Origin of the sequence: Ancylobacter terrae, from assembly GCF_045108345.1 — a bacterium.
Lineage (GTDB): Bacteria > Pseudomonadota > Alphaproteobacteria > Rhizobiales > Xanthobacteraceae > Ancylobacter.
The window spans coordinates 281413-306133 of the sequence record NZ_JBJGXH010000001.1; the positions used below are offsets into that span (position 1 = coordinate 281413).

General features: G+C 70.1%; 21 protein-coding genes and 1 pseudogene. 17 read left to right on the top strand and 5 right to left on the bottom strand.

Features of this window, described 5'->3' with window-relative positions; translation table 11 throughout:
- Positions 1 to 48: 48 nt before the first annotated feature.
- From ACEUEL_RS01335 to ACEUEL_RS01355, 5 genes are all read right to left on the bottom strand, one after another.
- Entirely contained in the window at positions 49 to 1200 is a 1152-nt protein-coding gene (locus tag ACEUEL_RS01335) for a substrate-binding domain-containing protein (protein WP_405701379.1), read from the bottom strand.
- A 122-nt stretch (positions 1201 to 1322) separates the two neighbouring features.
- Positions 1323 to 2813: an aldehyde dehydrogenase gene (gene aldA / locus ACEUEL_RS01340; protein WP_405701382.1), complete on the bottom strand. Its 1491-nt coding sequence runs from the start codon at positions 2811 to 2813 to the stop codon at positions 1323 to 1325.
- Between the two features lie 34 nt (positions 2814 to 2847).
- Complete coding sequence (gene pdxA, locus ACEUEL_RS01345; protein ID WP_405701383.1) at positions 2848 to 3870, bottom strand: 4-hydroxythreonine-4-phosphate dehydrogenase PdxA; 1023 nt, start codon at positions 3868 to 3870, stop codon at positions 2848 to 2850.
- A 74-nt stretch (positions 3871 to 3944) separates the two neighbouring features.
- Complete coding sequence (locus ACEUEL_RS01350; RefSeq protein WP_405701385.1) at positions 3945 to 5039, bottom strand: four-carbon acid sugar kinase family protein; 1095 nt, start codon at positions 5037 to 5039, stop codon at positions 3945 to 3947.
- A complete protein-coding gene (locus tag ACEUEL_RS01355; RefSeq protein WP_405701387.1) occupies positions 5032 to 5883 on the bottom strand; it encodes a DeoR/GlpR family DNA-binding transcription regulator in 852 nt (283 codons plus the stop codon). The genes ACEUEL_RS01350 and ACEUEL_RS01355 overlap by 8 nt, the downstream gene beginning before the upstream one ends.
- 218 nt (positions 5884 to 6101) lie before the next feature.
- Here ACEUEL_RS01355 and ACEUEL_RS01360 point away from each other — a divergent pair, with 218 nt between their 5' ends.
- From ACEUEL_RS01360 to ACEUEL_RS01440, 17 genes and pseudogenes are all read left to right on the top strand, one after another.
- Entirely contained in the window at positions 6102 to 7169 is a 1068-nt protein-coding gene (locus tag ACEUEL_RS01360; protein ID WP_405701388.1) for an ABC transporter substrate-binding protein, read from the top strand.
- A 49-nt stretch (positions 7170 to 7218) separates the two neighbouring features.
- Positions 7219 to 8700, top strand: a complete 1482-nt coding sequence (locus tag ACEUEL_RS01365; RefSeq protein ID WP_405701390.1) for a sugar ABC transporter ATP-binding protein — start codon at positions 7219 to 7221, stop codon at positions 8698 to 8700.
- A gap of 15 nt (positions 8701 to 8715) precedes the next feature.
- Complete coding sequence (locus tag ACEUEL_RS01370; protein WP_405701392.1) at positions 8716 to 9717, top strand: ABC transporter permease; 1002 nt, start codon at positions 8716 to 8718, stop codon at positions 9715 to 9717.
- Positions 9718 to 10011: 294 nt separating this feature from the next.
- Positions 10012 to 11244, top strand: a complete 1233-nt coding sequence (locus tag ACEUEL_RS01375; RefSeq protein WP_405701395.1) for a CaiB/BaiF CoA transferase family protein — start codon at positions 10012 to 10014, stop codon at positions 11242 to 11244.
- The gene (locus tag ACEUEL_RS01380; RefSeq protein ID WP_405701397.1) at positions 11241 to 12185 is read left to right on the top strand and encodes a hydroxymethylglutaryl-CoA lyase; all 945 of its coding nucleotides are present in this window, start codon (positions 11241 to 11243) and stop codon (positions 12183 to 12185) included. The genes ACEUEL_RS01375 and ACEUEL_RS01380 overlap by 4 nt, the downstream gene beginning before the upstream one ends.
- Positions 12186 to 12211: 26 nt before the next feature.
- A complete protein-coding gene (locus tag ACEUEL_RS01385; protein ID WP_405701399.1) occupies positions 12212 to 13057 on the top strand; it encodes an ABC transporter ATP-binding protein in 846 nt (281 codons plus the stop codon).
- A gap of 2 nt (positions 13058 to 13059) precedes the next feature.
- The gene (locus ACEUEL_RS01390; RefSeq protein ID WP_405706510.1) at positions 13060 to 13848 is read left to right on the top strand and encodes an ABC transporter permease; all 789 of its coding nucleotides are present in this window, start codon (positions 13060 to 13062) and stop codon (positions 13846 to 13848) included.
- Between the two features lie 82 nt (positions 13849 to 13930).
- Positions 13931 to 14944: an ABC transporter substrate-binding protein gene (locus ACEUEL_RS01395; RefSeq protein ID WP_405701400.1), complete on the top strand. Its 1014-nt coding sequence runs from the start codon at positions 13931 to 13933 to the stop codon at positions 14942 to 14944.
- Between the two features lie 312 nt (positions 14945 to 15256).
- The gene (locus ACEUEL_RS01400; RefSeq protein WP_405701402.1) at positions 15257 to 17083 is read left to right on the top strand and encodes an autotransporter family protein; all 1827 of its coding nucleotides are present in this window, start codon (positions 15257 to 15259) and stop codon (positions 17081 to 17083) included.
- A gap of 644 nt (positions 17084 to 17727) precedes the next feature.
- A pseudogene (locus tag ACEUEL_RS01405) lies at positions 17728 to 18198 on the top strand (substrate-binding domain-containing protein); the annotation flags it as partial.
- Positions 18199 to 18259: 61 nt separating this feature from the next.
- On the top strand, positions 18260 to 18631 hold the full coding sequence (locus ACEUEL_RS01410) for a type 1 periplasmic-binding domain-containing protein (protein WP_405706787.1): 372 nt from the start codon (positions 18260 to 18262) through the stop codon (positions 18629 to 18631).
- A 71-nt stretch (positions 18632 to 18702) separates the two neighbouring features.
- Positions 18703 to 20283 carry a sugar ABC transporter ATP-binding protein gene (locus ACEUEL_RS01415; protein WP_405706513.1) on the top strand — a complete coding sequence of 527 codons (1581 nt, stop codon included), beginning with the start codon at positions 18703 to 18705 and terminating at the stop codon, positions 20281 to 20283.
- Positions 20280 to 21269, top strand: a complete 990-nt coding sequence (locus tag ACEUEL_RS01420; RefSeq protein WP_405701404.1) for an ABC transporter permease — start codon at positions 20280 to 20282, stop codon at positions 21267 to 21269. The genes ACEUEL_RS01415 and ACEUEL_RS01420 overlap by 4 nt, the downstream gene beginning before the upstream one ends.
- A complete protein-coding gene (locus tag ACEUEL_RS01425) occupies positions 21266 to 22246 on the top strand; it encodes an ABC transporter permease (RefSeq protein ID WP_405701407.1) in 981 nt (326 codons plus the stop codon). Before ACEUEL_RS01420 ends, ACEUEL_RS01425 begins: the two co-directional genes overlap by 4 nt.
- A gap of 98 nt (positions 22247 to 22344) precedes the next feature.
- Complete coding sequence (locus tag ACEUEL_RS01430) at positions 22345 to 23412, top strand: SDR family oxidoreductase (RefSeq protein ID WP_405701410.1); 1068 nt, start codon at positions 22345 to 22347, stop codon at positions 23410 to 23412.
- On the top strand, positions 23409 to 24215 hold the full coding sequence (locus tag ACEUEL_RS01435; protein ID WP_405701412.1) for an SDR family NAD(P)-dependent oxidoreductase: 807 nt from the start codon (positions 23409 to 23411) through the stop codon (positions 24213 to 24215). Before ACEUEL_RS01430 ends, ACEUEL_RS01435 begins: the two co-directional genes overlap by 4 nt.
- A gap of 13 nt (positions 24216 to 24228) precedes the next feature.
- A complete protein-coding gene (locus ACEUEL_RS01440; protein ID WP_405701415.1) occupies positions 24229 to 24714 on the top strand; it encodes a cupin domain-containing protein in 486 nt (161 codons plus the stop codon).
- Positions 24715 to 24721: the final 7 nt, after the last annotated feature.

The window sequence follows — 24721 nt, forward strand, 5'->3', positions numbered from 1 at the left end:
CGCCTCCGCAGGGCCCGACGGGTGCGAGACCCGCCGGGCGCGCCGGTCTCAGTAGCAGTTGCCGGCGCAGAGCTTGGTGACGGCGGGCGGCGTGTCCGCCTTGGTCACGTCCTTCAGCGCGCTGATCAGGTTCACCTTCTTCACGCGCAGCGTCGGCACCGAGATGTAGGGGGGAACCTCCTTGCCGAGCAGCGCATAGGCGGCGGCCTCCGCCTCCGCGACGCCCTGGTCGTAGGGACGCTGCGCGCCGACGGCGAGGAATTCCCCGCGGGCGACGTTGAGCGCGCTGTCCTGCGCGATGTCGTTGGTGGTGATGACGATGTTGCGGCCGAGCGTCTTGGCGGCCGCCAGCGTCTGCTGGGCGGGGGTGTCCCAGGCCACGAAGATGCCCTTGATGTTCGGGTGCGCGGTGAGCATGGCGGTGGCCACCTCATACGCCTTCTCTGGCGTGGTGAAGGTGCCGATGTCGGCGACCTTGATGTCGGGATGCTCGGCGAACGCCTTCTGCGCGCCGACCTTCCGCGCCGCGACCGAATAGTAATAGTCGTAGACCAGCGTGATGATGCCGACCTCGCCCTTTCCGCCGAGCGCGGAAACCAGTTCCTGCGCGGCGAAATAGGCGTTCTTCTCGTTGTCCGAGGCGACGACGGTGACGTAGTCCTTGCCCGGCGCCATGTCGACCGGCACGTTGTCCATGAACACCAGCTTGATGCCGGCGGCGGCGGCCTTCTTGTAGGCGGCGGCCTGCGACTTCGGGTCGATCGGGATCGAGAAGATCACGTCCGGCTTGCGGGCGATCATCTGTTCGAGGTCGCTGATCTGCTTGCCGGGTTCGAACTTGGCGTCGGTGGTGCCGATCACCTTGATGCCGAACTTGGTCAGCGTGTCGGTGATGCCCGCGACCTGGAGCGCGGGCCAGCCGGCGTCCATGGTGTGCATGACGAGGCCGGCGGTGAAGTTGCCCGCCTTCAGCTTGGCGATGTCGGCGTCGGTGAAGGTCAGCACGTCCGGCGGGGAGGCCGGCGGGCCTTCCGGGAAGCCCGGCACCGGCTGGCCGCGCGGCGACAGCGGCAGCGGCTGCATCAGCGCCTTGGCCTCGGCGGCGCCATCGGCGAGCGCCGGGCGCAGCGCGAGGACGGGAAGGCTGAGGGCCAGCACGGCGGCCATGGTGCCGCGCATGAGGGTGTGGCGAAGGCTCATAGCGATTTTCCTCCAGATATGTTTCTTCCGGGAAACGGATCCGCTCTTGGTGAGCGGTTGGTCTGGCCGGACGGTTCGGCGCCGGCCGGCCGGGCGCTCCGCGGACGGGGCGCCCGCTGCGTTCAGCGCCCGTAGGGCATCAGCGATGCCGTGGGGCCGCCCGAATAGTTCACGTAGACCGTCTTCTTGCGCAGGTAGGTCTCGAGGCCGTGCGCCCCGTCGTCGCCGCCGAGCCCGCTCTCGCGGAACCCGACATGGAAGCCCTGCAGCATCTCCGGGCCGATGCGGTTGACGTAGATCTCGCCGAAGGAGACCTCGTTCACCGCCGTCATCACGCGGGTGAGGTCGCGCGTGAAGAGATAGGCGGACAGCCCGTAGCGGCTGTCATTGGCGATGGCGACCGCCTCCTCGAAGGTGTCGAAGGGCACGATCGGCACCACCGGGCCGAAGATCTCGCGCGACATGATCGGCATGTCCGGCGTCACGCCGGTGAGCACGGCGGGCTTCATCCAGTAGCCGCCGGCGACCGGGGCGGTCTCCGGGCGCCCGCCGCCGAAGGCGAGCGTCGCGCCGCCGGCGATGGCGTCGGCGAGCACATCCTCGACCTTCTCGAGTTCCTCGCGGCTGACCTTCGGCCCGATATCGGTGGTCTCCAGCATCGGATCGCCGAGCACGAGGCTCTGCGACATCGCAACGAAGCGCTCGACGAACGCGTCGTAGACCGAGCGGTGGACCAGGGTGCGCTCGTTGCAGATGCAGACCTGCCCGCAATTCATGTAGCGCGAGGTGGCGGCGGAACGGACGGCGAGGTCGATGTCGGCGTCGGCCAGCACGATGAAGGGCGCCTTGCCGCCCAGCTCCAGCGACACCGGCGTCAGGTTCTGCGCCGCATTGGACATGATGCGCTTGCCGGTCGGCACGCTGCCGGTCATCGTGATCAGGTCGATGCCGGGCGCCGAGGTAATGGTCTCGCCGACGCTCTCGCCGGGACCGGTGACGATGTTCACCACGCCGGCCGGCACGCCGGCCTCGTCGAAGATGCGGGCCATTTCGAGCGCCGAGAGCGGCGTGTCCTCGTGCGGCTTCAGCACGACGGTGTCGCCGGCGATCATCGCCGGGGCGACCTTGCGGCTGACCAGGGCGCTCGGGTAGTTCCACGGGATGATGGCGCCGACGACGCCGATCGGCACGCGCTGGATCCACACCTGCTCGCCGGCGAAGTCGGAGGGCAGGATCTCGCCCTGGATGCGGCGGGCGAACTCGGCGTAGTAATCGAAGAACTCGGCGGTGCCGCCGACCTCGCCGCGCGCTTCGTTGATCGGCTTGCCCTGCTCCATCACCACGATGCGGGCCAGGCGCTCGGCGTCGCGGCGCACCAGGCCGGCGATCCGGCGCATGACGCGGGCGCGCTCCAGCGGCGCCTTCAGCCCCCAGGACTTCTGCGCGGCGCGGGCGGCGGCGATGGCCTGGCGGGTCTGTTCGGCGCTCGCCTCGGGCACCTCGACGAACGCCGCGCCGGTCGAGGGATTGACCACGGGGCGGGTGCCGGCGGCGCTGTCGACGAACTGGCCGTCGATCAGCATCCGGTATTTGGCGGGCAGGCTTACGGTCATGGCGTTTGTCCCTGCGTGATGGCGGTCGAGCGGTTCAGTCCGCGCGCCGGCCGGCGAGGTTGAGCGCGAAGTCGATCGCCTCGATCAGGCTGTCCTCGCTGGCGATGCCCTGGCCGGCGATGTCGAACGCCGTGCCGTGGTCGACCGAGGTGCGGATGATCGGCAGGCCGAGGGTGACGTTGACGCCCGACAGCGCCTTCCACTCGCCGGTCTGCGGGTCGACGTCGAAGCCCAGCAGCTTGACTGGGACGTGGCCCTGGTCGTGGTACATGGCGACCACCGCGTCGTAGCGGCGCCCGCGCAGCTTCACGAAGACGGTGTCGCCGGGTACCGGGCCGATCACCGTCACGTCCGACCCCTCGTAGGAGGCGACCACCGGCGTGGTGACGTCGATGTCCTCGCGCCCGAAGATGCCGCCCTCGCCGGCATGCGGGTTCAGTGCCGCCACGGCGATGCGCGGCCGGGCCACGCCGAGCGCGCGCAGCGCCTGCGCGGTGAGGTCGATGACGCGGCGCAGCCGCTGCGGGGTGAGGCGCGCGGGCGCCTCGGCGAGCGGGATATGGGTCGAGACGTGGCTGACGCGGAAGTCGCCATGGGCGAGCATCATCACCGAATCGCGCGCCGCGGTGAGGTCGGCCAGCATGTCGGTGTGGCCGGCATAGGCGTAGCCCGCGAGGTTCAGCGCTTCCTTGTTGAGCGGCGCGGTGACGATGCCGGCGACGGTGCCGTCCAGCGCGAGCCGCACGGCCGTCTCGATGGCGAGATAGGCGAGGCGCCCGCCTTCCGCGCTCATCACGCCGGGCGCGATCGGCGCGCGCTCGGGGCCGACCTCGAGGACAGCCTGCGCGAAGGGCGCGGCGGCGTCCCCGGTTTCGGGGAGCGGGGGCGTGCCGCACAGCGCCTCGGCCGCGCGCAGGGCCGCGACGCTGCCGAGGACGAGGAGGGAGAACTCGCCGGCGGCGAGCCGGGGCGAGAGGCGGGCGCAGGCCTTGGCGATGATCTCGGGGCCGATGCCGGCCGGATCCCCCATGGTGATCGCGAAGCGCGGGGCGAGCATGAGCGTCCTCTCGAATGGGAACGCTCATTCAGTACCAAAATATTTCATAAATGCGCAATATCAATCTTTAGAGATCAACGGCGATCATGCCGGACCGCCGCCGCAAGGCGCACCAGCAGATCCGGCCGCCCGAACGCGCCGGATTTCGAGATGACCGGCAGTCCGTCGAAGCGGCCGCCGCGCAGGCGCGAGCGCGGCAGCCCCGGCTCCAGCGCGCCGGTGACCGCCAGCCCTTCCGCACCGGTCGCCGCCGCCACGTCGCGCAGCGTCTCGCCGCCGGCGACGAACAGGCACCCCGGCCGCGGAATGTTCTCGAGCAGCCGCGCGAACCGCTCGGCGATGACCTGCGCGGCGTGGGCGCGGTCGCCGGTGACATCGACGGTGACGATCGCGGCCTGCCGTCGTTCCAGCCGGGCCCGCACCGCGTCAACGGCCTGTCCGTCGTGGCCGAGCCGGAGGTGGCAGCCGGGATCGGCCGTTTCGGCGCGGGCGATCTGGTCGAAGGTGACGGGGTGGTGCGAGCCGATGAGGGCGAGCAGAGGGCCGGGCGGATCGGTACGGGTTGGCTTATCGCCGGCGTGAGCCTCACCGAAGCCTCCGGCCCTTGCCAGCGCGGCGGCGAGGCCGCCGGTCCCGATCCACAGCACCGGCCGGCCATCGGCGCGGGAGGCCCGGGCGACCACGGTGTCGAGATCGGCGTCGGTTCCGGCATTGCCGACGCTGATGCGTGCCGGAGCGAGGCCGGCCTCGGCCAGTGCCTGCGCGATCGGCGGCCCGAGCGGTTCAAGGGAATCGGCGTGCCATTGGCATCCATCGCGCGTCACCCGTCCCTGGAACGGGAAGGCGGGCGCGACGATGAGGCGGTGATCCGGGCATGCCGCGGCGAGGGCCGCAACCTCGACGGCCCAGTGGCCGCGCATCAGGCTGTCGATCTTCTTGAAGGCCGGCCGTCCCTCGGCGAGCCAGCCCGCCAGCGCCCGATGCCGCGCCGCCGCCGCCTGCGCGCTGCCTTCGCGGGTGGCGGCATCCACCGCGCCGGCCGCCGGCAGCGGGCCCTGCGGCCGCCAGCAGATGTCGAGCGGACGTTCCGGCGTCGCGAAGGCGGCGGCGCTGTCGAGGGCGCCGGTGAGATCGTCGGCGAGGATGCGGGGAGCCGCCGTCTCAGGCACGCGCGCGCTCCTGACCGGCGCCGCCCACCGCGACGACCCGGACCACCAGATTGAGCGCCCGCAGCGCGACCAGCTGCGCCGGATCGATGCCGTCGTCGGTCACGATCTCGCTGACCTCCGAGGCGTCGCAAATGGTGCAGAAGCTCGGCGGCGTGAACTTCGAGCTGTCGGCGAGCACGAGCACGCGGCGCGCGGCGGTGATCATGGCGCGCTTCATCGCCGCGACCTCCAGCGAGGTCTCGGTGAGCGTGGTTCCGGTGATGGCGTGGGTGCCGAGCAGCGCGACATCGGCGTGGATGGTGCGCAGGAAATCCTCGCCTGGACGACCGACGAGAGTGAGCGAGCCGCGGCGCACGGTGCCGCCGGGCACCACGAGATGGACCTCCGGCACGTCGGCGAGGACCTGGGCGATGGCGAGGCTGTTGGTCACCGCCGTGAGCGGCAGGCGCCGGTTCGCCACCTCGCGCGCCACGGCGAGCACCGTGGTGCTCGCATCGAAGATCACGCTCTGGCCCGGCTGAAGCTCGGCGGCGACGGCGACGCCGATCGCCTCCTTCTCGGCGCGGGCGAACTGGGCGGCGATGGCGATCTCGGGCTCGAAGGTGGCGTGGTCGGTGCGCTGGAGCAGCGCGCCGCCATGGGTTCGCTCCAGCGCGCCCTGCTTCACGAGGTGCTCGAGGTCGCGCCTTATGGTGGAGGCCGAGGCGCCGACGGCGTCGGCCAGCTCCTGGATCGCCGCGGCGCCGTCGCGCTTGAGTCGTTCGAGGATGAGCGCGCGCCGCTTGGCGGGAATCATCTCGACGCGGCCGCGCCCCGCATCCTCGCTTCGATCATCGCGTGCCATGGCCCTTTTCCCCGTCGCAAGGTCAGCATTGCTGTCGAATGACACATTCTGGATCAATATGAAATCTTTTGACGTATTTCGAAATGCTGGTTATAGGCTTTGACAACAATTGGACGTTCCACGGCAACCCGTCAATCGCGGTGCCGGCAGGCCCGTCGGCGGAGAACGACCCGCACAGGAAACGCCCGGCCGCCCACGCCGGCTCGAAGGAGGAATGCATGTCCCTGCTTTCACGTCTGAAATCCGCCGTGTTCGGCGTTGCCCTCGCCGCCACCTCGGCGGCCGGCGCGCTCGCCGCCGATCCGCCGAAGATCGGCGTCGTGGTGCCGACGCTGGCTGCCCAGTTCTGGAACAACTACGTCGACTTCATGAAGAAGGGCGCCGGCGAGCTCGGCGTCGATCTGGTCGTGCTCAACGCCGACAACAAGCCCGACCAGATGGTGAAGGCGCTGGAGGATCTCGTCGCCCAGCACGTCGATGGCATTATCTTCACCCCCTACTGGGCGACCGCGACGCGCGGGCTGACCCTCGCCAAGGAAGCCGGCATCCCGGTGATCCTCACCGACACCTATGCCGATTTCCCGCCGCAGTCCTCGCGCTTCCCGAACTACATCGCCTTCATCGGGCCGAGCGACGAGGATGCCGGCTACCAGATGGCCAAGACCCTGTTCGCCAACATCAAGCCGGGACCGGACGGCAAGAAGGTGATCGGCGTCGTCAACGGCACCGCCGGCACCTCGGTCGCCATCGACCGCCGCAAGGGCCTGGCCAAGGCGCTGAAGGAGGCGCCGGACGTGCGCGTCGCCGGCGAGGTCGACGGCAATTTCGTGCGCGACACCTCGCAGACCGTGTTCGAATCGCTCTACCAGGGCAATCCCGACATCACCGGCGTGTGGGCGGCCAATGGCGGTACCGCCACCGGCGTGCTGGCGGCGCTGAAGAACCGCGGCAAGGTGCCGGGCAAGGATGTCATGGTCGTCGCCATGGACCTCAACCCCGAGAACGTGCAGGCGGTGAAGTCCGGCGATCTCCTGTTCGACATCGGCGGGCACTGGCTGCAGGGCGGCTTCGCGCTGGTCATGATGTACGACCAGATCAAGGGCAAGCCGGTGCCGGCGAGCGCCGCCAATGTGAAGCTCGGCCTGCTGCCGCTCACCAAGGACAAGGTCGCCCAGTTCGAGAAGGACTTCCCGGGCGGCGTCCCCCCCTACGACTTCAAGGAGCACTCGCAGGTCTATAATCCGGCGGCCAAGCCTGCGGCCTTCGAGATGACGTACAGCAACTGAGAACCCTGACGGCGGTCGCCGCCCCGCGCGGCGGCCGCGAGGCGGTGGCATGACGCTCGACGCACGCGATCTCGGCAGGAGTTTCGGACGGATCCGCGCGGTCGAGGGCGTATCGGTCACGCTCACCGCCGGGCGTGTCCACGCCTTCGTCGGCGAGAACGGCGCCGGCAAGTCGACGCTGCTGAAGATGCTGGCGGGCGCCGAGCGGCCGGACACCGGCGCCATGACGCTGGATGGCGCGCCTTACGCGCCTACGAGCCTCGCCGACGCGGCCGGCCACGGCGTGGCGCTGGTGTTCCAGGAAGTCACCGTCAACCCCGCGCTGGGCGTGGCCGAGAACATCTTCATCGACCGGCTGCGCCGGTTCGCGACGGGCGGCTTCCTCGACAGCCGCGCCATGGACCGCGCCGCCCAGGATGTGCTGGACCGGCTCGGCGCGCGCATCCGGGTCGACGCGGACCTGGCCCGTCTCGATCTCGGCCAATGGAAATGCATCGAGATCGCCCGCGCCCTGTCGCGCGATCCCAAGGTGCTCTTTCTCGACGAATCCACCGCCTATCTCGATCATCGCGAGGTCGACGCCGTGCTGGCGGCGATCCGGCGGCTGCGCGAGGAGGGGCTGACCATCGCCTTCGTCTCCCACCATCTCGCCGAGGTGCGCGCCGTCGCCGACGACCTCACCATCCTCAAGGATGGCCGCGAGGTCGGCCATTTCGCGGTCGGCGACATCGCGCCCGACGACATCCATCGGCGGATGGTCGGGCGCGACATTTCGGGCGGCATCTATCCGGCCCGGCCGCCGCGCCCGGTGCCGGCGCCCGCACCGGTGTTCCGCGCGAGCCGCGTCGAGCTGGCGTCCGGGCTGCGCGATGCCTCGCTCGACGTCGCGGCGGGCGAGATCCTCGGTGTCGCCGGGCTCAAGGGCGCCGGCGGCGAGGCGCTGTTCGCCGCCATCGCCGGCGACCGCCCGCTCGCGCGCGGGGCGATGGAACTCGACGGCGCGCCCTACCATCCCCGGGCGCCGGCCGATGCGTGGCGGCACGGCGTCGCGCACCTGCCCGGCGACCGCACCGGCGAAGGGCTGATCGTCGATTTCAGCGTGCTCGACAATCTCGTCATGGCCCGGCCGCCGCGGCGGGGGCCGTTCTTCGATCGCGCCCGCGCCCTCGACATGGCCGGCGCCCTCGTCCGCCGCATCGGCATCAAGGCGCCCGACGCCGACCTGCCGGTGCGCACGCTGTCCGGCGGCAACATGCAGAAGGTGGTGCTGGGCAAATGCCTCGCCACCCGCCCGAAGCTGCTGCTGCTGAACAACCCGACCCGCGGCGTCGACGTCGGCGCGCGGCTGGAGATCTACCGCATCATCCGCGAACTCGCGGCGGACGGCCTCGCGGTCATCCTGCTGTCGGAAGACCTGCCGGAGCTGCTCGGCCTCGCCGACCGGCTCGTGGTGATGCGCCATGGCGAGATCGCCCATCGCTGCGGGGCGGCCGGCGCGAGCGAGCACGACATCGTGCGTCACATGACCTGAACAGCGGAAGGCACCATGACCGATCGCGCCGACACCACGCAGGAACGCCGCACCGGCGACGCGACGCTTCCCCCCGCGCCCTGGCGCAGCGTGGCGCTGTGGCGGCGGCTGTTCCCCACCATCGTGCTCATCGCGCTCTGCCTCGTCTTCGCGGCGGCGTCGCCGCGCTTCCTCACCGTGTCCAATGCGCTGATCGTCCTCCAGCAGGCGACGGTGCTGCTGGTCGCCGCGGTGGGCATGACCTTCGTCGTCATGGCCGGCTCGATCGACCTGTCGGTCGGCGCCATCGTGGCGCTGGCGGCGCTCACCGCCGCCTCGTTGTCGGACCAGCTCGGCGCGGCGGCGATCATACCCGCCATCGGCGTCGGCCTGGTGGCCGGGCTGATCAGCGGCGTCATCGTGGCAAAGGGGAAGGTGCCGTCCTTCATCGCCACCATGGGCGCCATGGTGGTCTATCGCGGCATCGTGCTGATGTTCACCCGTGGCGCACCGGTATCGATCAACGACGAGGGCTTCCTCGACGCCTATTCCGGCCGCACCCTGGGCCTTCCCCACGCGGTGCTGATCGGCCTCGCGATCGCCGTTCTGGGGCTGGTGATCCTGCGCCGGACGGTGTTCGGCCGCGAGGTCCGGGCCATCGGCGGCGGCGAGCGCGTCGCCCTGCTGACCGGCATCCGCATCGCGCGGGTCAAGATCGCGATGTTCGCGCTGCTGGGACTGCTGTGCGGCGTCGCCGGGCTCCTGCAGAGCGCACGCGCCATGGCGGCGACGGCGCAACTCGGCGAGGGGCTGGAACTCGACGTCATCGCCGCCGTGGTGGTCGGCGGCACGCCGCTGACCGGCGGCATCGGCAGCATCGGGGGCACGGTGCTCGGGGTGCTGATCATCACCATCCTGTCGAACGGGATGAACATGATCGGCGTCGATCCCTATCTGCAGAACATCATCAAGGGGGCGGTGCTCATCGCCGCCGTCTTCATCACCATCGACCGCAACAAGATCGGCATCATCAAGTAAGCCGGCCGGCGGACCGGCCGTTCGGGGGCCGAGGCGCGCCGCGAAGGGGCCTGGCGAGGGAGCCTCGGCCGCCGCTACTGCGGCGGAACGGGGCGCACGCGGTCCGGCTTCCGGCGGTCTTGCCGATCTGAAGGACAGCCATGGCGACACGGCAGACCCTCGCCGATGCGCGCGCACGGGCGGGGCGGTGACGGCGTTTGCGGCACGCGAGCGGTCTCTGCTCAAAAGATCATTGGACCCGGGCGCCGGTTGGACCGATAGAAAAAGAAAAATGTCGGGTGAGGAGCCTCGTCGATGGAAGGTAGCGCGGCCCATCCTGCGGCCGGACCCCTGTCTGGGATTCGCGTCGTCGAACTCGGCAATCTCATCGCCGCGCCGTTCGCGACCCGGCTGATGGCCGATTTCGGCGCCGAGGTGATCAAGATCGAGGCGCCCGGGGAGGGCGATCCGCTGCGCAAATGGCGCAAGCTCCACAACGGCACCTCGCTCTGGTGGTACCTGCAGTCGCGCAACAAGAAGTCCGTCGCCGTCGATCTGCGGATGCCCGACGGGCAGGCGATCGTGCGCCGCCTCGCGCGGGAGGCCGACGTGCTGGTGGAGAATTTCCGCCCGGGCACGCTGGAGCGCTGGGGGCTCGGCTGGGAGGCGTTGCGCGCGGTCAATCCCAACCTCGTCATGGTCCGCATCTCCGGCTTCGGCCAGGACGGCCCCTATCGCGAGCGGCCCGGCTTCGGGGCCGTGGGCGAGGCGATGGGCGGCATGCGGTTCACCACCGGCGACCCGGATCGCCCGCCGGCCCGCACCGGCATCAGCATCGGCGACTCGCTCGCGGCCCTTCACGCGGTGATGGGCGCCCTGATGGCGCTGCTGCGGGTCAAGACCGGCGCGGGAGCGGGCCAGGTGATCGACGTCTCGCTCTATGAGAGCGTCTTCAACCTGATGGAAAGCCTGGTTCCGGAATACGACGTGTTCAACTTCGTGCGCGAGCGCTCGGGCGGTTCGCTGCCGGGCATCGCGCCGTCGAATTCCTATCCCACGGCCGAGGGCAGCTATGTCATCGTCGCCGGCAATGGCGACGCCATCTTCCGGCGGCTCATGGCGGCGATCGGCCGCGAGGACATGGCGCTCGATCCCCGCTTCGCCTCCAATGACGGCCGCGTCGCCCATGTCGGGCTGATCGACGCCACCATCGCCGAATGGACCCGCCGTCACTCGCTGGAAGAGGTCACGGCCGCGCTGGACCGCGCCGACGTTCCCAACGGGCGCATCTATTCGGTGGCCGACATCGTGTCCGATCCGCAGTATCTCGCGCGCAACATGATCCTGCCGGCGGCGCTGCCGGACGGCACGGAGGTCAAGATGCCGGGCATCGTGCCGCAGCTCTCGGCGACGCCGGGGGCGGTGAACTGGCTCGGGCCCCGCCTTGGCGAACACACGGTGCCGGTTCTCGAAGAGATCGGCTACAGCCCCGAGGAGATCGAGCGGCTCGTCCGGGGCGGGGCGGTCATGCGCAGCGAGGACGAATGAACTGGGACACCCTTCCGCCCCGCGTCCATGTGCAGGAAGTCGTCACCCGCGACGGCCTCCAGATCGAGCCGCGCTTCCTGCCCACCGCCGACAAGGTCGCCCTCATCGACGCCCTGTCGGCAACCGGGGTGTCGAAGATCGAGGTCACCTCCTTCGTTTCGCCCCGCGCCGTTCCGAACCTTGCCGATGCGCGCGAGGTCGCCCGGGCCATCACCCGCAAGCCCGGCGTGACCTATGTGGCGCTGGTCCCCAACCTGCGCGGCGCGCAGGAGGCGCTCGAGGCCGGGATGGACGAGCTCAACCTCGTCCTGTCGGTGAGCGAGACCCACAACCTCGCCAATATGCGGATGACCCCGGCTCAGTCGCTGGAGGGCTTCCGGGCCATCGTGGCGGCGGCACGCGGCACGGGGTCCGCCCTCAACGGCTCGATCGCCACCGCCTTCGGCTGCCCCTTCGAGGGCGCCCAGCCGGAGGCGAAGGTGCTGGGGCTGATCGAGCAACTCCTTACGCTGGGCGTCGGCTCGGTCACCCTGGCGGACACCACCGGCATGGCCAATCCGCGACAGGTGGCGAGGCTTGTCGATCGGGTGCGCCGCCAGTTCGGGGCGCTGCCGCTCACGCTGCATTTCCACGACACGCGGGGCATGGGGCTCGCCAACGTGCTGGCCGCGCTCGATGCCGGCGCCGACCGCTTCGATGCCTCGCTCGGCGGGTTGGGCGGCTGCCCCTTCGCGCCGGGCGCGACCGGCAACATCTCGACCGAGGACCTCGTCCACATGCTGGACGAGATGGGCGTGAACAGCGGCGTGGACCTCGACCGCCTGCTCGAACTGGCGCGCGCCCTGCCCACCCTCGTCGGGCACGACATACCCGGACAGGTGGCCAAGGCGGGTCGCAGCGGCGATCGGCATCCCGCGCCGGCCCGCCCCGCCGCTTCGTGACACGAGAGAGACAGGGAGGACATCACATGGAGGCCGCCCTCGGGGGCCCGATCGCGGACGGGGCGGCGCCCGCCCCGATGGCTGTCGCCCTCGACGATGTCAGCATCAGCTTTGCGATGAAGGGGCAGCCGGTCTTCAAGGCGGTCGCGCCGACCTCGCTGCATGTGCGCGACGGCGAGTTCGTCGCCATCGTCGGCCCCACCGGCTGCGGCAAGTCGACCCTGCTGAACGCCACCGCCGGGCTGCTCACGCCGGCCGGCGGCAGGGTGACGGTTTTGGGCACGCCGCTGGACGGGCTGAACCGGCATGCCGGCTACCTCTTCCAGCAGGATGCGCTGATGCCCTGGAAGACGGCGCTCGACAATGTCGCCATCGCGCTGGAGATCGGCGGCACGCGCCGCTCGGACGCTCTCGTGGAGGCGCGGGAATGGCTGAGAAAGGTCGGTCTCGCCCGTTTCGGCGACCGCTACCCGCACCAGCTCTCGGGTGGCCAGCGCAAGCGCGTCGGTCTCGCCCAGGTGCTGGTGCGCGATCCGAAGATCCTGCTGATGGACGAGCCGTTCGGGCCGCTCGATGCGCAGACGCGCCAGATCATGGGCACGCTGCTGCTGCGTCTGTGGGCGCAGGACCGCAAGGCGGTATTGTTCGTGACCCACGACCTGGAGGAGGCGATCGCCCTCTCGGATCGCGTCGTCATCATGTCGGCCGGCCCCGAGGCGCGGATCATCGGCGACTTCCCGATCGACCTCGCCCGCCCGCGCGACACCGCCGACATCCGGCTCGATCCGCGCTTTCACGCCCTGCATCGCCAGATCTGGAACCAGCTCAAGGCGGAAGTCGCCAAGACCTACGGGGAGGATTTCACGCCGTGAAGCTGCATCCCGCCAAGCTGCTGTTCCTCCAGATCCTCGTCGCCGTGATCGCGCTCGCGATCTGGCAGGTCGGCGCCACCGTGCCGATCGGCGGCAAATACCTGCTGCCGGAATTCTTCTTCTCCAAGCCGGGCGACGTGCTGACGCGTGTCTACACCCTCTTCGCCACCGGCGTGATCTGGAAGCATCTCTGGATCACCCTCACCGAGACCGTGCTGGCCTTCCTGATCGGCTCCATCGCCGGCGTGGTGTTCGGCTTCTGGTTCGCCCGCCAGCCGAACGTGGCCGCGGTGTTCGACCCTTACGTGAAGATGTTCAACGCCCTGCCGCGTGTGGTGCTGGCGCCGATCTTCATGCTCTGGCTCGGCCTCGGCATCTGGTCGAAAGTCGCGCTCGGCGTCACGCTGGTGTTCTTCATCGTGTTCTTCAACGTCTATCAGGGCGTCAAGGAAGTCAGCCCGGTGGTGCTCGCCAATGCGCGCATGATGGGGATGAACGAGCGCCAGCTGTTCCGCAACGTCTACTGGCCGTCGGCGCTGTCATGGATGTTCTCCTCGCTGCACACGGCGGTGGGGTTCGCGCTGGTGGGCGCGGTGGTGGGGGAATATCTCGGCTCCGCGGCGGGCCTCGGCTATCTCATCCACCAGGCCGAAGGCGTGTTCGACGTCACCGGGGTGTTCGCCGGCATGGTGATCCTCGCCGCCTTCGTGCTGATCATCGACTGGGGCGTGACCCGGATCGAGCGCCGGCTTCTCGTCTGGCGGCCGCAATCCGCCGGCGAGCAGAACTAGAGTGCCTTCGCGCAAGGAGCCGGGGGCTACCGCCGCCCGCACGCTCCGGGCCATCATTCGGAAAAGAAACGGGAGGAAACCAATGTCGATGCGTGCCCTGCTGGTCGCCGCCAGCCTTCTCATCCCCGCCTTCGGCGCCGCCGAGGCGAGCGGGATCGAAAAGCCCAACATCACGCTGGGCGTCGGCGGCAAGCCGCTGCTCTATTATCTCCCGCTGACGCTGGCCGAGCGGCTCGGCTACTTCAAGGCCGAGGGCCTGACCGTCGAGATCAATGATTTCGGCGGCGGCTCCAAGTCGCTCCAGGCGCTGATCGGCGGCTCGGTCGACGCCGTCACCGGCGCCTATGAGCACACCATCCGCATGCAGGAGAAGAACCAGGACGTGCGTGCGGTCATCGACCTCGGCCGCTATCCCGGCATCGTCGTCGCGGTGCGCAAGGCGAAGGCCGACACCATCAAGTCCGCCGCCGACCTCAAGGGGGCGAAGATCGGCGTCACCGCGCCGGGCTCGTCGACCTATATCCTCGTGCAGTACCTGATGAAGAAGGCCGGGTTGAACCCGGATGACGCCTCCTTCATCGGGGTGGGCAGCGGCCCCTCGGCCGTCGCCGCGATGCAGAACGGCGAGATCGACGCCATCTCCCATCTCGATCCCGTCATCTCGAAGCTGCAGGACCTCGACGCGATCCGGATACTGGTCGACACCCGCACCACCGAGGGCACCCAGCAGGTGTTCGGCGGCATGAACCCGGCGGCCGTGCTGTACCTGAAGGAAAGCTTCATCAAGGACAACCCGAACACCGTCCAGGCTCTCACCAACGCCTTCTACAAGACGCTGAAATGGCTGGAGACCGCGACGCCCGAGCAGGTCGCGGCGGCGGTGCCGGAGGAATACTGGCTGGGCGACAAGGACCTCTACATCAAGGCCTTCAACGCCTCCCGCCAGGCCTATTCGACCGATGGCGAGATCAACGAGGCGAGCATGAAGAGCGCGCTCAGCCTGCTCACCACGGCCGATCCGAACTTCGCCGCGGCGAAGATCGATCTGTCGAAGACCTTCGACGGCTCGTTCCTCGCCAAGGCCAGGGGCCGGTGACCGCCTGAGGCCGAGCCGAGGCCGGCATCCGCGCGCCTCCCTCCGCCGATGGGCGTCGCGTCGGCCGGGCGTTGGTCGCCATCGCCGACGGTGCGCCTGGATGCACGTAACCCCGACGAAATCGCGGCTGCCGCGCGCGAGGCCGGCGCTATCGTCGTCCCTGTCCGCGCCATCCGCAGGACAGTCAGCCCGCCAACTTACACGCGCGGACAGGGGGCGGACCTCAGCTGTAGCCAAACGCTGCGCCTCGTTTACATTCGTCCGCCGGGCGGGATCGGGTGATTCGGGGCGGACATGCGGATTGGGGCGGGTGTGAGACAAGCCGTCGAGGGTTTCTCCGATGGCCGGGCGGGCGTGCTCGCCCGACAGGCGGCGCGCGCGGGAATGGGGCCGGCCTTGCGACGGGCGCTGCGCGACCTGCCGCTGGCCACGGTGCTGGCGACGCTCCTCGCCTCTCCCGCCTTCGCCGATCCGCCGCCCCTGACCGAGGGGCCGATCGTCTATCCGCCGGGCCAGCCGGGCGGGGTGCAATCCACGCTGATCGCCTCGGAGCGCGGGCTCGACATCGCCTTCACCGATATCACCGACCTGACCCCTTCGGTCGGCAACGACGAGGTCATCGGTAACGCGAGCTATGCGCCCGGCTCGGGGACGATCATTGAGCCGGAAGGTGCCTTCACCACGACCGACAGCTTCGCCTACTCGCTGACGGAGACTGTCACGACCAACGTCACCATGGTCGGTGGCGGCATCACCGCCGTGGTCCGTTCCGGCGGCACGGTGCTGGGTTCGGCCACGGCGGCGACGGAAAGCGAAGCCCGGGCCGAGGCGCTGGCTTCCGTCGAGGTGCCGCAGCCGGGCGGGCGCATGCTGCTCAATCCCCTCGTCAGCAATGGCGGCATCACCGAGACAGTCACCGAAACCACCAGCAGCGTGCTGACCGGCCGCGACACCTATGTCGGGCCGGCCGTCGCCACCTTTGGGCCGGACACGTTCGTCTCCGGCAATCTGGGACGGTGCGACCGGCCCTATGGCAGCTGCGAGGGTGGGACCACCCTCGTCCTGGGTCGGGGCAACACGCTCGTCGATGTCCTGCTCTTCCAGGATCTCTACGCGACCACGACGATCGACCGGGTGATCACCTCCTCGGGCACCGAGTATCTCGACTTCGTCTTCGCCGCCGCCGGCTACGCCCATCCCGCAGTGCAGACGGTGGCGTTCGACCTCTCCGACCGCTTCCTGTCGCGCTTGCTCTCGCCGGGGCCTGCCGGCTACGGCACCGAGCTGCTGGTGGAGGGCCGGCCGAGCGGGATCACCGTGTTCGTCGAGGGCACCGGCACGGAGCTGCGCTACGACGCCGACGGGGCGATCGCCAAGTCCGACGCCTCCTTCGCCGGCCTGCGCGCCGGCCTCGCCGGGCGGGTGCGCGAGGATGTGCTGATCGGCCTCGCCGGCGAATTCGGCACTCTCGACTGGTCGCTCAAGGATCCGCTGTTCCCCGAGCAGGCGGAGGGCGACGCCTTCCGCATTGGCGGCTTCGCCAACTGGACGCCGGGCGCCTGGCGGGTGGCCGCCGCCGCCTTCGCCGGCCGCCAGCAGGTGGAGAGCACTGGTATCTCGACCTATGGCGCCGGCATCTCGCGCGCCGACTACGACGCCAATGTCTACGGCGCCGGGCTCGATATCGGCTACGCCATGGCCATTGCCGGCGTCACGGTGACGCCGAGCGCGAGCCTCGGCTGGTATGGCTGGGATGCGCCGGGCTTCACCGAGGTCGGCGGCCTCGCCCCGCTCACCGTGGCGGGGTCGACGCGCAGCCAGTGGCGCCCCGGCGTCGGGCTGGCGCTGGACGACACCGTCGATCTCGCCGGCCACGCCTTCAGCTTCGGCGCCACCGGCCGCTTCTTCGCCATTCTCGGCGACAACGAAGGTCTGGTGGTGGCGTCGGACGGCGGCATGACCGCGCTCGGCAGCTTCACGATCGAGGGGCCGGAGGTCGGCCGCTTCGGCGCCGAGCTCGGCGCCCGCGCCGCCTACGCGGCCGGCGAGAACGTGACGCTGACCGCCTCGGGCGGCGGCCTGTTCACCGACGCCTCGACCAGCTGGTCCGGGCAGGTGGGCTTCAAGGTCGCGTTCTGAGGCGGCGCGACTGTCCGGAGCCTGCGCGCGCAACGCGGGCGCCGGTTCGTCCGGCGATGCAGGGCAAGTCGGCTTCGGGGTGGTGCCAACGCGAGTACCGCCTCGCGGACGAGGGGTCGGCACGAAGGCTGAGCGGGGGCTCCCGCAAGCTCGCGATCGAACCGGCGCTACCCGGCTCTCGCGTCGGCCGCACGATCCGACGCCATCTCGATCCGCCCGCGGCAGGTCTTTCTCGAGGACCTCGCCGTCCCCTGTGAAAAAAGCTCACAGGCGGTGTGCCCGCCGGCCGGATAGGCGTCCGCCGCGCGCCTGACCATCATCCCCCTCGATCAGGAACGAGCCGCCATCGATGCGGTCGCCCGGAGGAACGCTCCGACGCCAACGCCCGCGCATCGCGGGCGCCGGGAGCGAACACATCAAGGGGAAACGACCATGCTCCATCGCGCTCGACGCCCGCTCCGCCCGCTGGCCGCGGCCGGCCTCCCGCCTTCCTAAGTGCCGGGCCCGCGCTCGCCGGCACCTATATGCCCGAGTGCTACAAGCCGGCACCGGGCAGCGCGGCGGTGCTGAAGTTCGAGCCGCGCACCGGCCCGTACCGTATCGCCGTCGCCAACGGCCATACCGGCATCCCCTGGCGGATTCAGATGATCCAGTCTGTGAAGGCGTGGGCGGCCCGGCCGGAGAATGCGAAGGACATCAAGGAGCTGAAGATCGTCTCCACCGGCCCGGACGTCGCCGCGCAGATCGCCGCGATCGACAATTTCACCCAGGCCGGCTTCGACGCGGTGGCCTTCATCGCCGTCAACCCGAAGGCGTTCGACGCCGTCATCAAGCGGGCCAGGAAGGCCGGCACCGTGCTGGTCTCGTTCGACAACCCGGTCGACAGCCCCGACGTGCTGCGCATCACCCCGGACTGGATCGAGTTCGAGGGCGCCATCAAGACGCGGGCGGTGATCGACCAGATGCCCGAGAAGAAGGGCACCATCCTCGAGGTGCGCGGCATCCCCGGCAATTCCACCGACCGCGACCGCCATCTCGGCTTCCGCCAGGTGGTCGAGAAATACCCCGATATCAAGGTGGTCGAGGTGGTCGGCAACTGGGACACCGGCACGGTGCAGAAGGTGGTATCCGACGCCATCGCCATGCACGGGTGCTTCGACGCCGTGGTCTGCCAGCATGGCTGCCGGGGCATTCACCAACGCGCTCGCCGCCGCCGGCCTTCCCAAGGTTCCCGTCGGCGGCGACGCCGAGAACGGCTTCGTGCGGGCGCTGGCCGACAATGCCATCCCCGGCATCTCCGTCTCTACCTCGCCCGGCCAGGGGCGGGTGGCGGTGCGCGCGGCCATCGCGCTCTTGAAGGGCGAGAGCCTGCCGAGCCTCGTCAACCTGCCGACCCCGAACGTGCGCACCGCCGACATGACGGCGGGCGTGAACTACTTCCCCAACATGCCGGACAGCTACGAGACCGTGTCCGGCTACGCCGTCTGCGGCAAGGACATGGTGTTCGCCCCCGAGGAGCTCACCCGCCAGACCCCGGACAACACCTGATCCTCCTGAACCTGGCGGCGGCCGGCAGCGGTCGCCGCCCTTTCGGATCGGCTGTTCACGGGAGACGACGCATGACCGACACCGCCATTGCCGACACCGCCTGCCTCGAACTCGTCGACGTTACCAAGCGCTATGGCGGCGTCACCGCGCTGGAGGGCGTGTGTTTCCGCGCCCGCGCCGGCTCCATCCACGCCATCCTCGGCGAGAACGGCGCCGGCAAGTCGACGCTGATGAAGATCCTCGCCGGCGTGGTGCGCGCCGACGAGGGGAGCGTGCGCCTCGACGGCCGCGCGCTGAACCTCGCGGCACCCGCCGACGCGCTCGATGAGGGCATCGTCTGCATCTTCCAGGAGCTCTCGCTGGTGCCCGACCTCTCCGTCGCCGCGAATATCTGCCTCGCCCGGCCCCCGCGCGGCCGGCTCGGGCTGATCGACCGCCGCGCCGAGCGGCGGGCAGCGCGGGCGGCGCTGGCCGAGATCGGCTGCGCCGAGGGCATCGACCTGCGCGCCCGCTGCGCCGAACTGCCGCTCTCCAAACGCCAGCTGGTGGAGATCGCCAAGGCAGTGATCCGCCGCCCGCGCGTGCTGATCCTCGACGAGGCGACCTCCGCGCTCACCGCCGAGGACGCGGCGAAGGTGATGGCGCTGCTGCGCCGGCTGCGGGACGAGGGCACGCTGGTGCTGTTCATCTCCCACCGCATGCACGAGGTCGACGCCGTCGCCGACACCTGCTCGGTGTTCCGCAACGGCGCGCATGTCGCGACCTTCGCCGCGGGCTCGAAATCGCACGAGGAGATCGTGCGGCTGATGATCGGCCGGCCGATCGCGCAGGTCTACCCGCCCAAACCCGCGCGGCCGCCGACCGGCGCGCCGTATCTCAACGTGCGCGACCTCTGCTGGCCGCCGGCGCTCGCCGATATCTCGCTGGAGGTGCGACCCGGCGAGATCGTCGGCCTCGGCGGCCTCGACGGGCAGGGCCAGCGCGAGCTGCTGCTGGCGCTCGCCGGCGTGCTCAAGGGCGTTGGCGGCGCGGTCCGCTACGGCGATGCTGAGGGCTGCCCGCCGGGGCCGCGCGTGGCCAAGGGCGGGCGCTTCCGCACCGCGCTCATCCCCGAGGACCGCAAGACCGAGGGCCTGTTCCTCAGCCTGCCCATCCGCGACAATCTCGGCATGGCGGCGCTGGGGCTGATCGCCCGCGCCGGCCGGCTGGATCGCGCTGCCGAGCAGGCGCTGGTCGAGCGGCTGGTGAAGAGCCTGCAGATCAAGGCGCCGGATATCGACGCGCCGGTCGGCACGCTCTCGGGCGGCAACCAGCAGAAGGTCGTGCTCGCCAAATGGCTGGCGATCGAGCCGCGCCTGCTGCTGCTGATGGACCCGACGCGCGGCATCGATGTCGGCACCAAGCAGGAGATCTACCGCCTGTTCCGCGAGCTGGCCGCCGCCGGCCTCGCCATCCTGCTCTACTCGACCGATTACGACGAACTGATCGGCCTCTGCGACCGGGTTCTGGTGCTCTATGGCGGGCGCGTCACCGCCCGGCTGGAGGGGGCGGGCCTGAACGAGGAGAACCTGCTCGCCGCCGCGCTGAACATCGGCGGCGCGCCCCGCCACGCGCCCGCGTCCTCGCCCCTCGCGCTGGAGGCGGTGGCATGAGCGCGCTCCTCTCCGCCTCCGTAGCCATCGCCGCAGCCCGCCACCATGCTCGCCCGCTCGCGGCGTTTGCCCTGCTGCTGGCGCTGCTCGTCCTGTTTCTCTCCCTCCACCCGCGCGGCGCCAGCGCGGCGGTGATGACCATCTGGGCCAATCAGGGCGTGGCGCTCGCTTTCGTCGCGGTCGGCCAGACCATCGTCGTGCTCACCCGCGGCATCGACCTGTCGATCGGCGCGATCATGGCGCTGGCCAATTGCGCCGCCTCGGCGCTGGTGCAGGGCACGCCGCTGGAGGTCGCCTTCGGGGTCGCGGCGGTGGTGCTGATCGGCGCCGCCTGCGGCCTCGCCAACGGGCTCGTCATCGTCGCCGGACGCATCCAGCCGATCGTCGCGACGCTCGCCACCGGCGCCATCATCTCCGGCCTCGCTTTGCTGGTGCGCCCGACCCCGGGCGGCAGCGTCGACGAGGCGCTGAGCGACCTCTTCACCGGCGACGTCTTCGGCGTGCCGACCTCGCTTGTGCTGCTCGGCGCGCTCACCGCGCTGGTCTGGGGGCCGGTGCGCGCCTCCCTCACCGGGCGTACCATCTTCGCCGCCGGCTCGGCGGAAGGCGCGGCCTACATGTCCGGCCTGCCGGTGAACCGCGCCAAGGTCGCCGCCTATGTCCTCGCCGGCATCTTCGCCGCGCTCGGCGGGCTGTTCCTCGGCTTCCAGACGCTGAGCGGCGATCCCGCCATCGGCAATGCCTACACGCTGAACTCGGTGGCGGCGGTGGTGCTGGGCGGCACCTCGCTGGCGGGCGGGGCGGGCAGCGTGCTCGGCAGCATCGCCGGGGCGCTGGTGCTGCGCACCATCGGCAGCGTGATGTTCTTCGCCGGCGTCAACCCGATGGCGCAGCCGCTGTTCGAGGGCGCCGTGCTGCTCGCCGCGGTCGGCGTCGGCGCTTTCCGCCTGCTCCGAATCCGCAACCGGCTGGAGATGTTCCGATGAGAGCCACCGCTCGCCAATTCGCGCGCCCGCTGGCGCCGGATGGACCCACCCGCGTGCTGCTGGTGGTGATCGCCGGCCTGCTCCTGGCCGGGGGCGCGGTCTACAACCAGTTCTTCTCGCCGGCCTATCTGCTGCAGCAGCTGCAGAACGGCGCCTTCCTCGGCATCGTCGCGATCGGCGCGATGACGGTGATCCTGACGGGGCATATCGACCTCTCGGTGCCGTGGACGCTCTCGGCCGCCGCCACCTTCTCCACCGCCTTCGTGACGCTGGCGGACGGGGCGTGGTGGGGCGAGTTCGGCCTCGTCGTCGGCCTCGCCATCGGCGCCGGCATCGGCCTCGTCAACGGCATCGGCGTCGCCTACCTGCGCATCCCCTCGATGATCTGGACGCTGGCGGTCAACACCATCGTGCTCGGCATCTGCGTGTTCCATGCCGGGCTCTATGCCGGCGGCAGCCGGCCCTCCGCGGCGATGGCGCTGCTCGGCGGCGGCCGCAGCCTCGGCGTGGTGCCGAACGCGGTGCTGGTCTGGCTGGCGCTCTCCCTCGCCGCGCTGTTCCTCTACCGGCGCACCTTGTTCGGCCGCTACCTCTACGCCGTCGGCACCCGCGAGGGCGCCGCCTATCTCTCCGGCATCGACACGCGGGCGGTGGTCGCGGGGGCCTTCGTGCTGTCGGGTGTTGCCAGCGCCACCGCCGGCATGCTGCTCGCCGGCTACGCCAACCAGGCCTACCAGAACATGGGCGATCCCTATCTGCTCCCCGGCATCGCCGCGGTGGTGCTGGGCGGCACCTCCATCCTCGGCGGGCGCGGCGCCTATGCCGGCACCGTCGCCGGCGTGCTGCTGATCACGCTCATCGGCAGCATGCTCTCCGTCATGCAGATCCCCGAAGCCTGGAAGCAGATCGCCTATGGCGCGGTGATCGTCGCCATGGTCGGCGCCTACAGCCGGCGCGCCGCGACGGGGCCGCACTGACCGCACCGACCGCACTGATCGTCCACCTCACTGCACTGATCGTACCGCCGGACCGATGGGGCCGGGGAGGGCGGTGCGTGCCTCGAAAGGAAGCTGAAATGCACGACAAACGCGCGCTGATCGTCGGGGTGACCGGCATCGTCGGCAACAACCTCGCCCGCCATCTGGCCGATTTAGGTGATTGGGACATATACGGAATTTCGCGGAACCCGCCGAGGGGGCTGTCGACCGTGAAGCCGGTCGCCGCGGATGTGCGGGATGGCGCCGCCACCCGCGCGGCGCTGAAGGACCTGGCGCCGACGCATGTGTTCTTCTGTACCTGGACCCGGATGCCGACCGAGACGGAAAACTGCCGCGTCAACGGAGCAATGGTCAGTAACGTTCTCGACGCGGTGACGGATGCGGGAAGTGTCCGGCATGTCGCCTTGGTGACGGGCACGAAGAATTACCTCGGCCCATTCGAGATGTACGCGCGCAACAAGCCGGAAACCCCGTTCCGGGAGGACCAGAAGCGCCTGCCGATCGAGAATTTCTACTACGTTCAGGAAGACATCGTCTTCGACAACGCGGCGCGCCACGGCTTCGGCTGGAGCGTGCACCGGCCGCACACCATCGTCGGCTACGCCGTCGGCAACGCCATGAACATCGGCGTCACCCTCGCCGTTTATGCCAGCATCTGCAAGGCGATAGGTCGGCCGTTCCTGTTCCCGGGCTCGCCCGTGCAGCACGGCGCCATCGCCGATGTCACCGACGCCCGCCTGCTCGCCCGCCACGTCGCCTGGGCCGCGACGACGCCGGCGGCGCGCAACGAGGCGTTCAACGTCGCCAATGGCGACATCTTCCGCTGGCAGCGCATGTGGGGCGTGATCGCCGACTATTTCGATTTGGAATCAGCGCCTTACCCCGGAGAGGCGGTGCCGCTGGCGCGGCAGATGGAGGGCGATGGCGCCCGCTGGGAGGCGCTCGTCGCCGCCCACGGCCTCCAGCCCAACCGGCTCGATCACCTTGCCTCCGCCTGGCACACCGACGCTGACCTCGGCCGCCCGATCGAATGCGTAAACGACATGAACAAGAGCCGCCGCCTCGGCTTCCTCGACTGGCAGGATACCGAGCGCTCCTTCACCGACCTGTTCGACCAGCTGCGCCAGGAACGGGTGATTCCATGAGCGCTGCCAACAAGTTGGATCTCGGCCTCGAGGGCCGGGTCGCGATCGTCACCGGCGCCGGGGCGGGCATCGGTTTCGAGACGGCGCGCCTTTTCGTCGCCGAGGGGGCGAGGGTGGTCGGCGCCGATCTCGACCCCGCCGCCTTCGCCGAACTGGCCCCGGCCGCCGACATCGCCGCCGTCGCCCTCGACATGCGCGATCCCGACGCCGGCGACCGGCTGGCCGAGGTCGCGCTGGAGCGGTTCGGCGCGATCGACATCCTGTTCAACAACGCCGGCGCCGCCGCCGCCCGCGACAGCTTCCTCGAAGCCTCCGACGCCGACTGGGCGCGCACCTTCGAGCTCAACGTGATGGGCTATGTGCGCGCCAGCCGCGCGGTTCTGCCGTCCATGGTGGCGCGCGGGCGCGGGGTGATCCTCCATTGCGGCTCGGAGGCCGGACGCATGCCGCATCCGCTGCTGCCGGACTACAGCGTTTCCAAGGCGGCGGTGCGCATGCTCTCCAAATGCCTCGCGCGCGAATTCACGCCCAGGGGTGTTCGTTCGAACGTCGTCTCGCCCGCTCATATCCGCACCGCGCTGTGGGATCGGCCCGGCGGCTTCCTCGATTCGCTCGCCGCCAGCTACGGCTCCGGCCGCGAGGAGGCGGTGGGCATCTTCCTCGAACGCTCGCGCCTGCCGGCCGGTCGGCTGGGGCGTCCGGACGAAGTGGCCGCCCTCGTCGCCTTCCTCGCCTCCGACCATGCCTCCTTCATCAGCGGCGAGGAGTTCGGCATCGACGGCGGCGTGATTCCGGTGGTCTGACAAGGAGATCATGATGAAAGCACGTATCGCGACCCCGCCGTCCGGATTGACCTCGGCGGAGCGCACGGTTCCTCCCCCCGCGGGCTGGGATGCGAGCCTGAAGGCGGAGTTCGAGATCAACCAGCTCAATGGCTGCGTCGGCCATGTGCTGGTCTCCGAGAGCGAGCGCGTGCGGGTGTGGTCGCTCCGCCTGCGCCCGGGCGAGCGCATCGGCTTCCACCGCCATGTGCTCGACTATTTCTGGACGGCGCTGACGCCGGGCCGCGCGGTCTCGCACTATGCCGACGGGCAGGTCGCGGAAAGCGCCTACGAGCCGGGCCTCACCCGGCATTTCACCTTCGGGCGCGGCGACTTCATGGTCCATGACCTCGCCAATGTCGGCGATACCGAGCTCGCCTTCACCACGGTCGAGTTCCTCGACAGCGCCAACCCGCCCCTCCCGGTGCCCGAGCATGTCCGCCGCGAGCGGCGGCTGCCCACCGACCCCGTCCGGCTGTGAGGTCCCC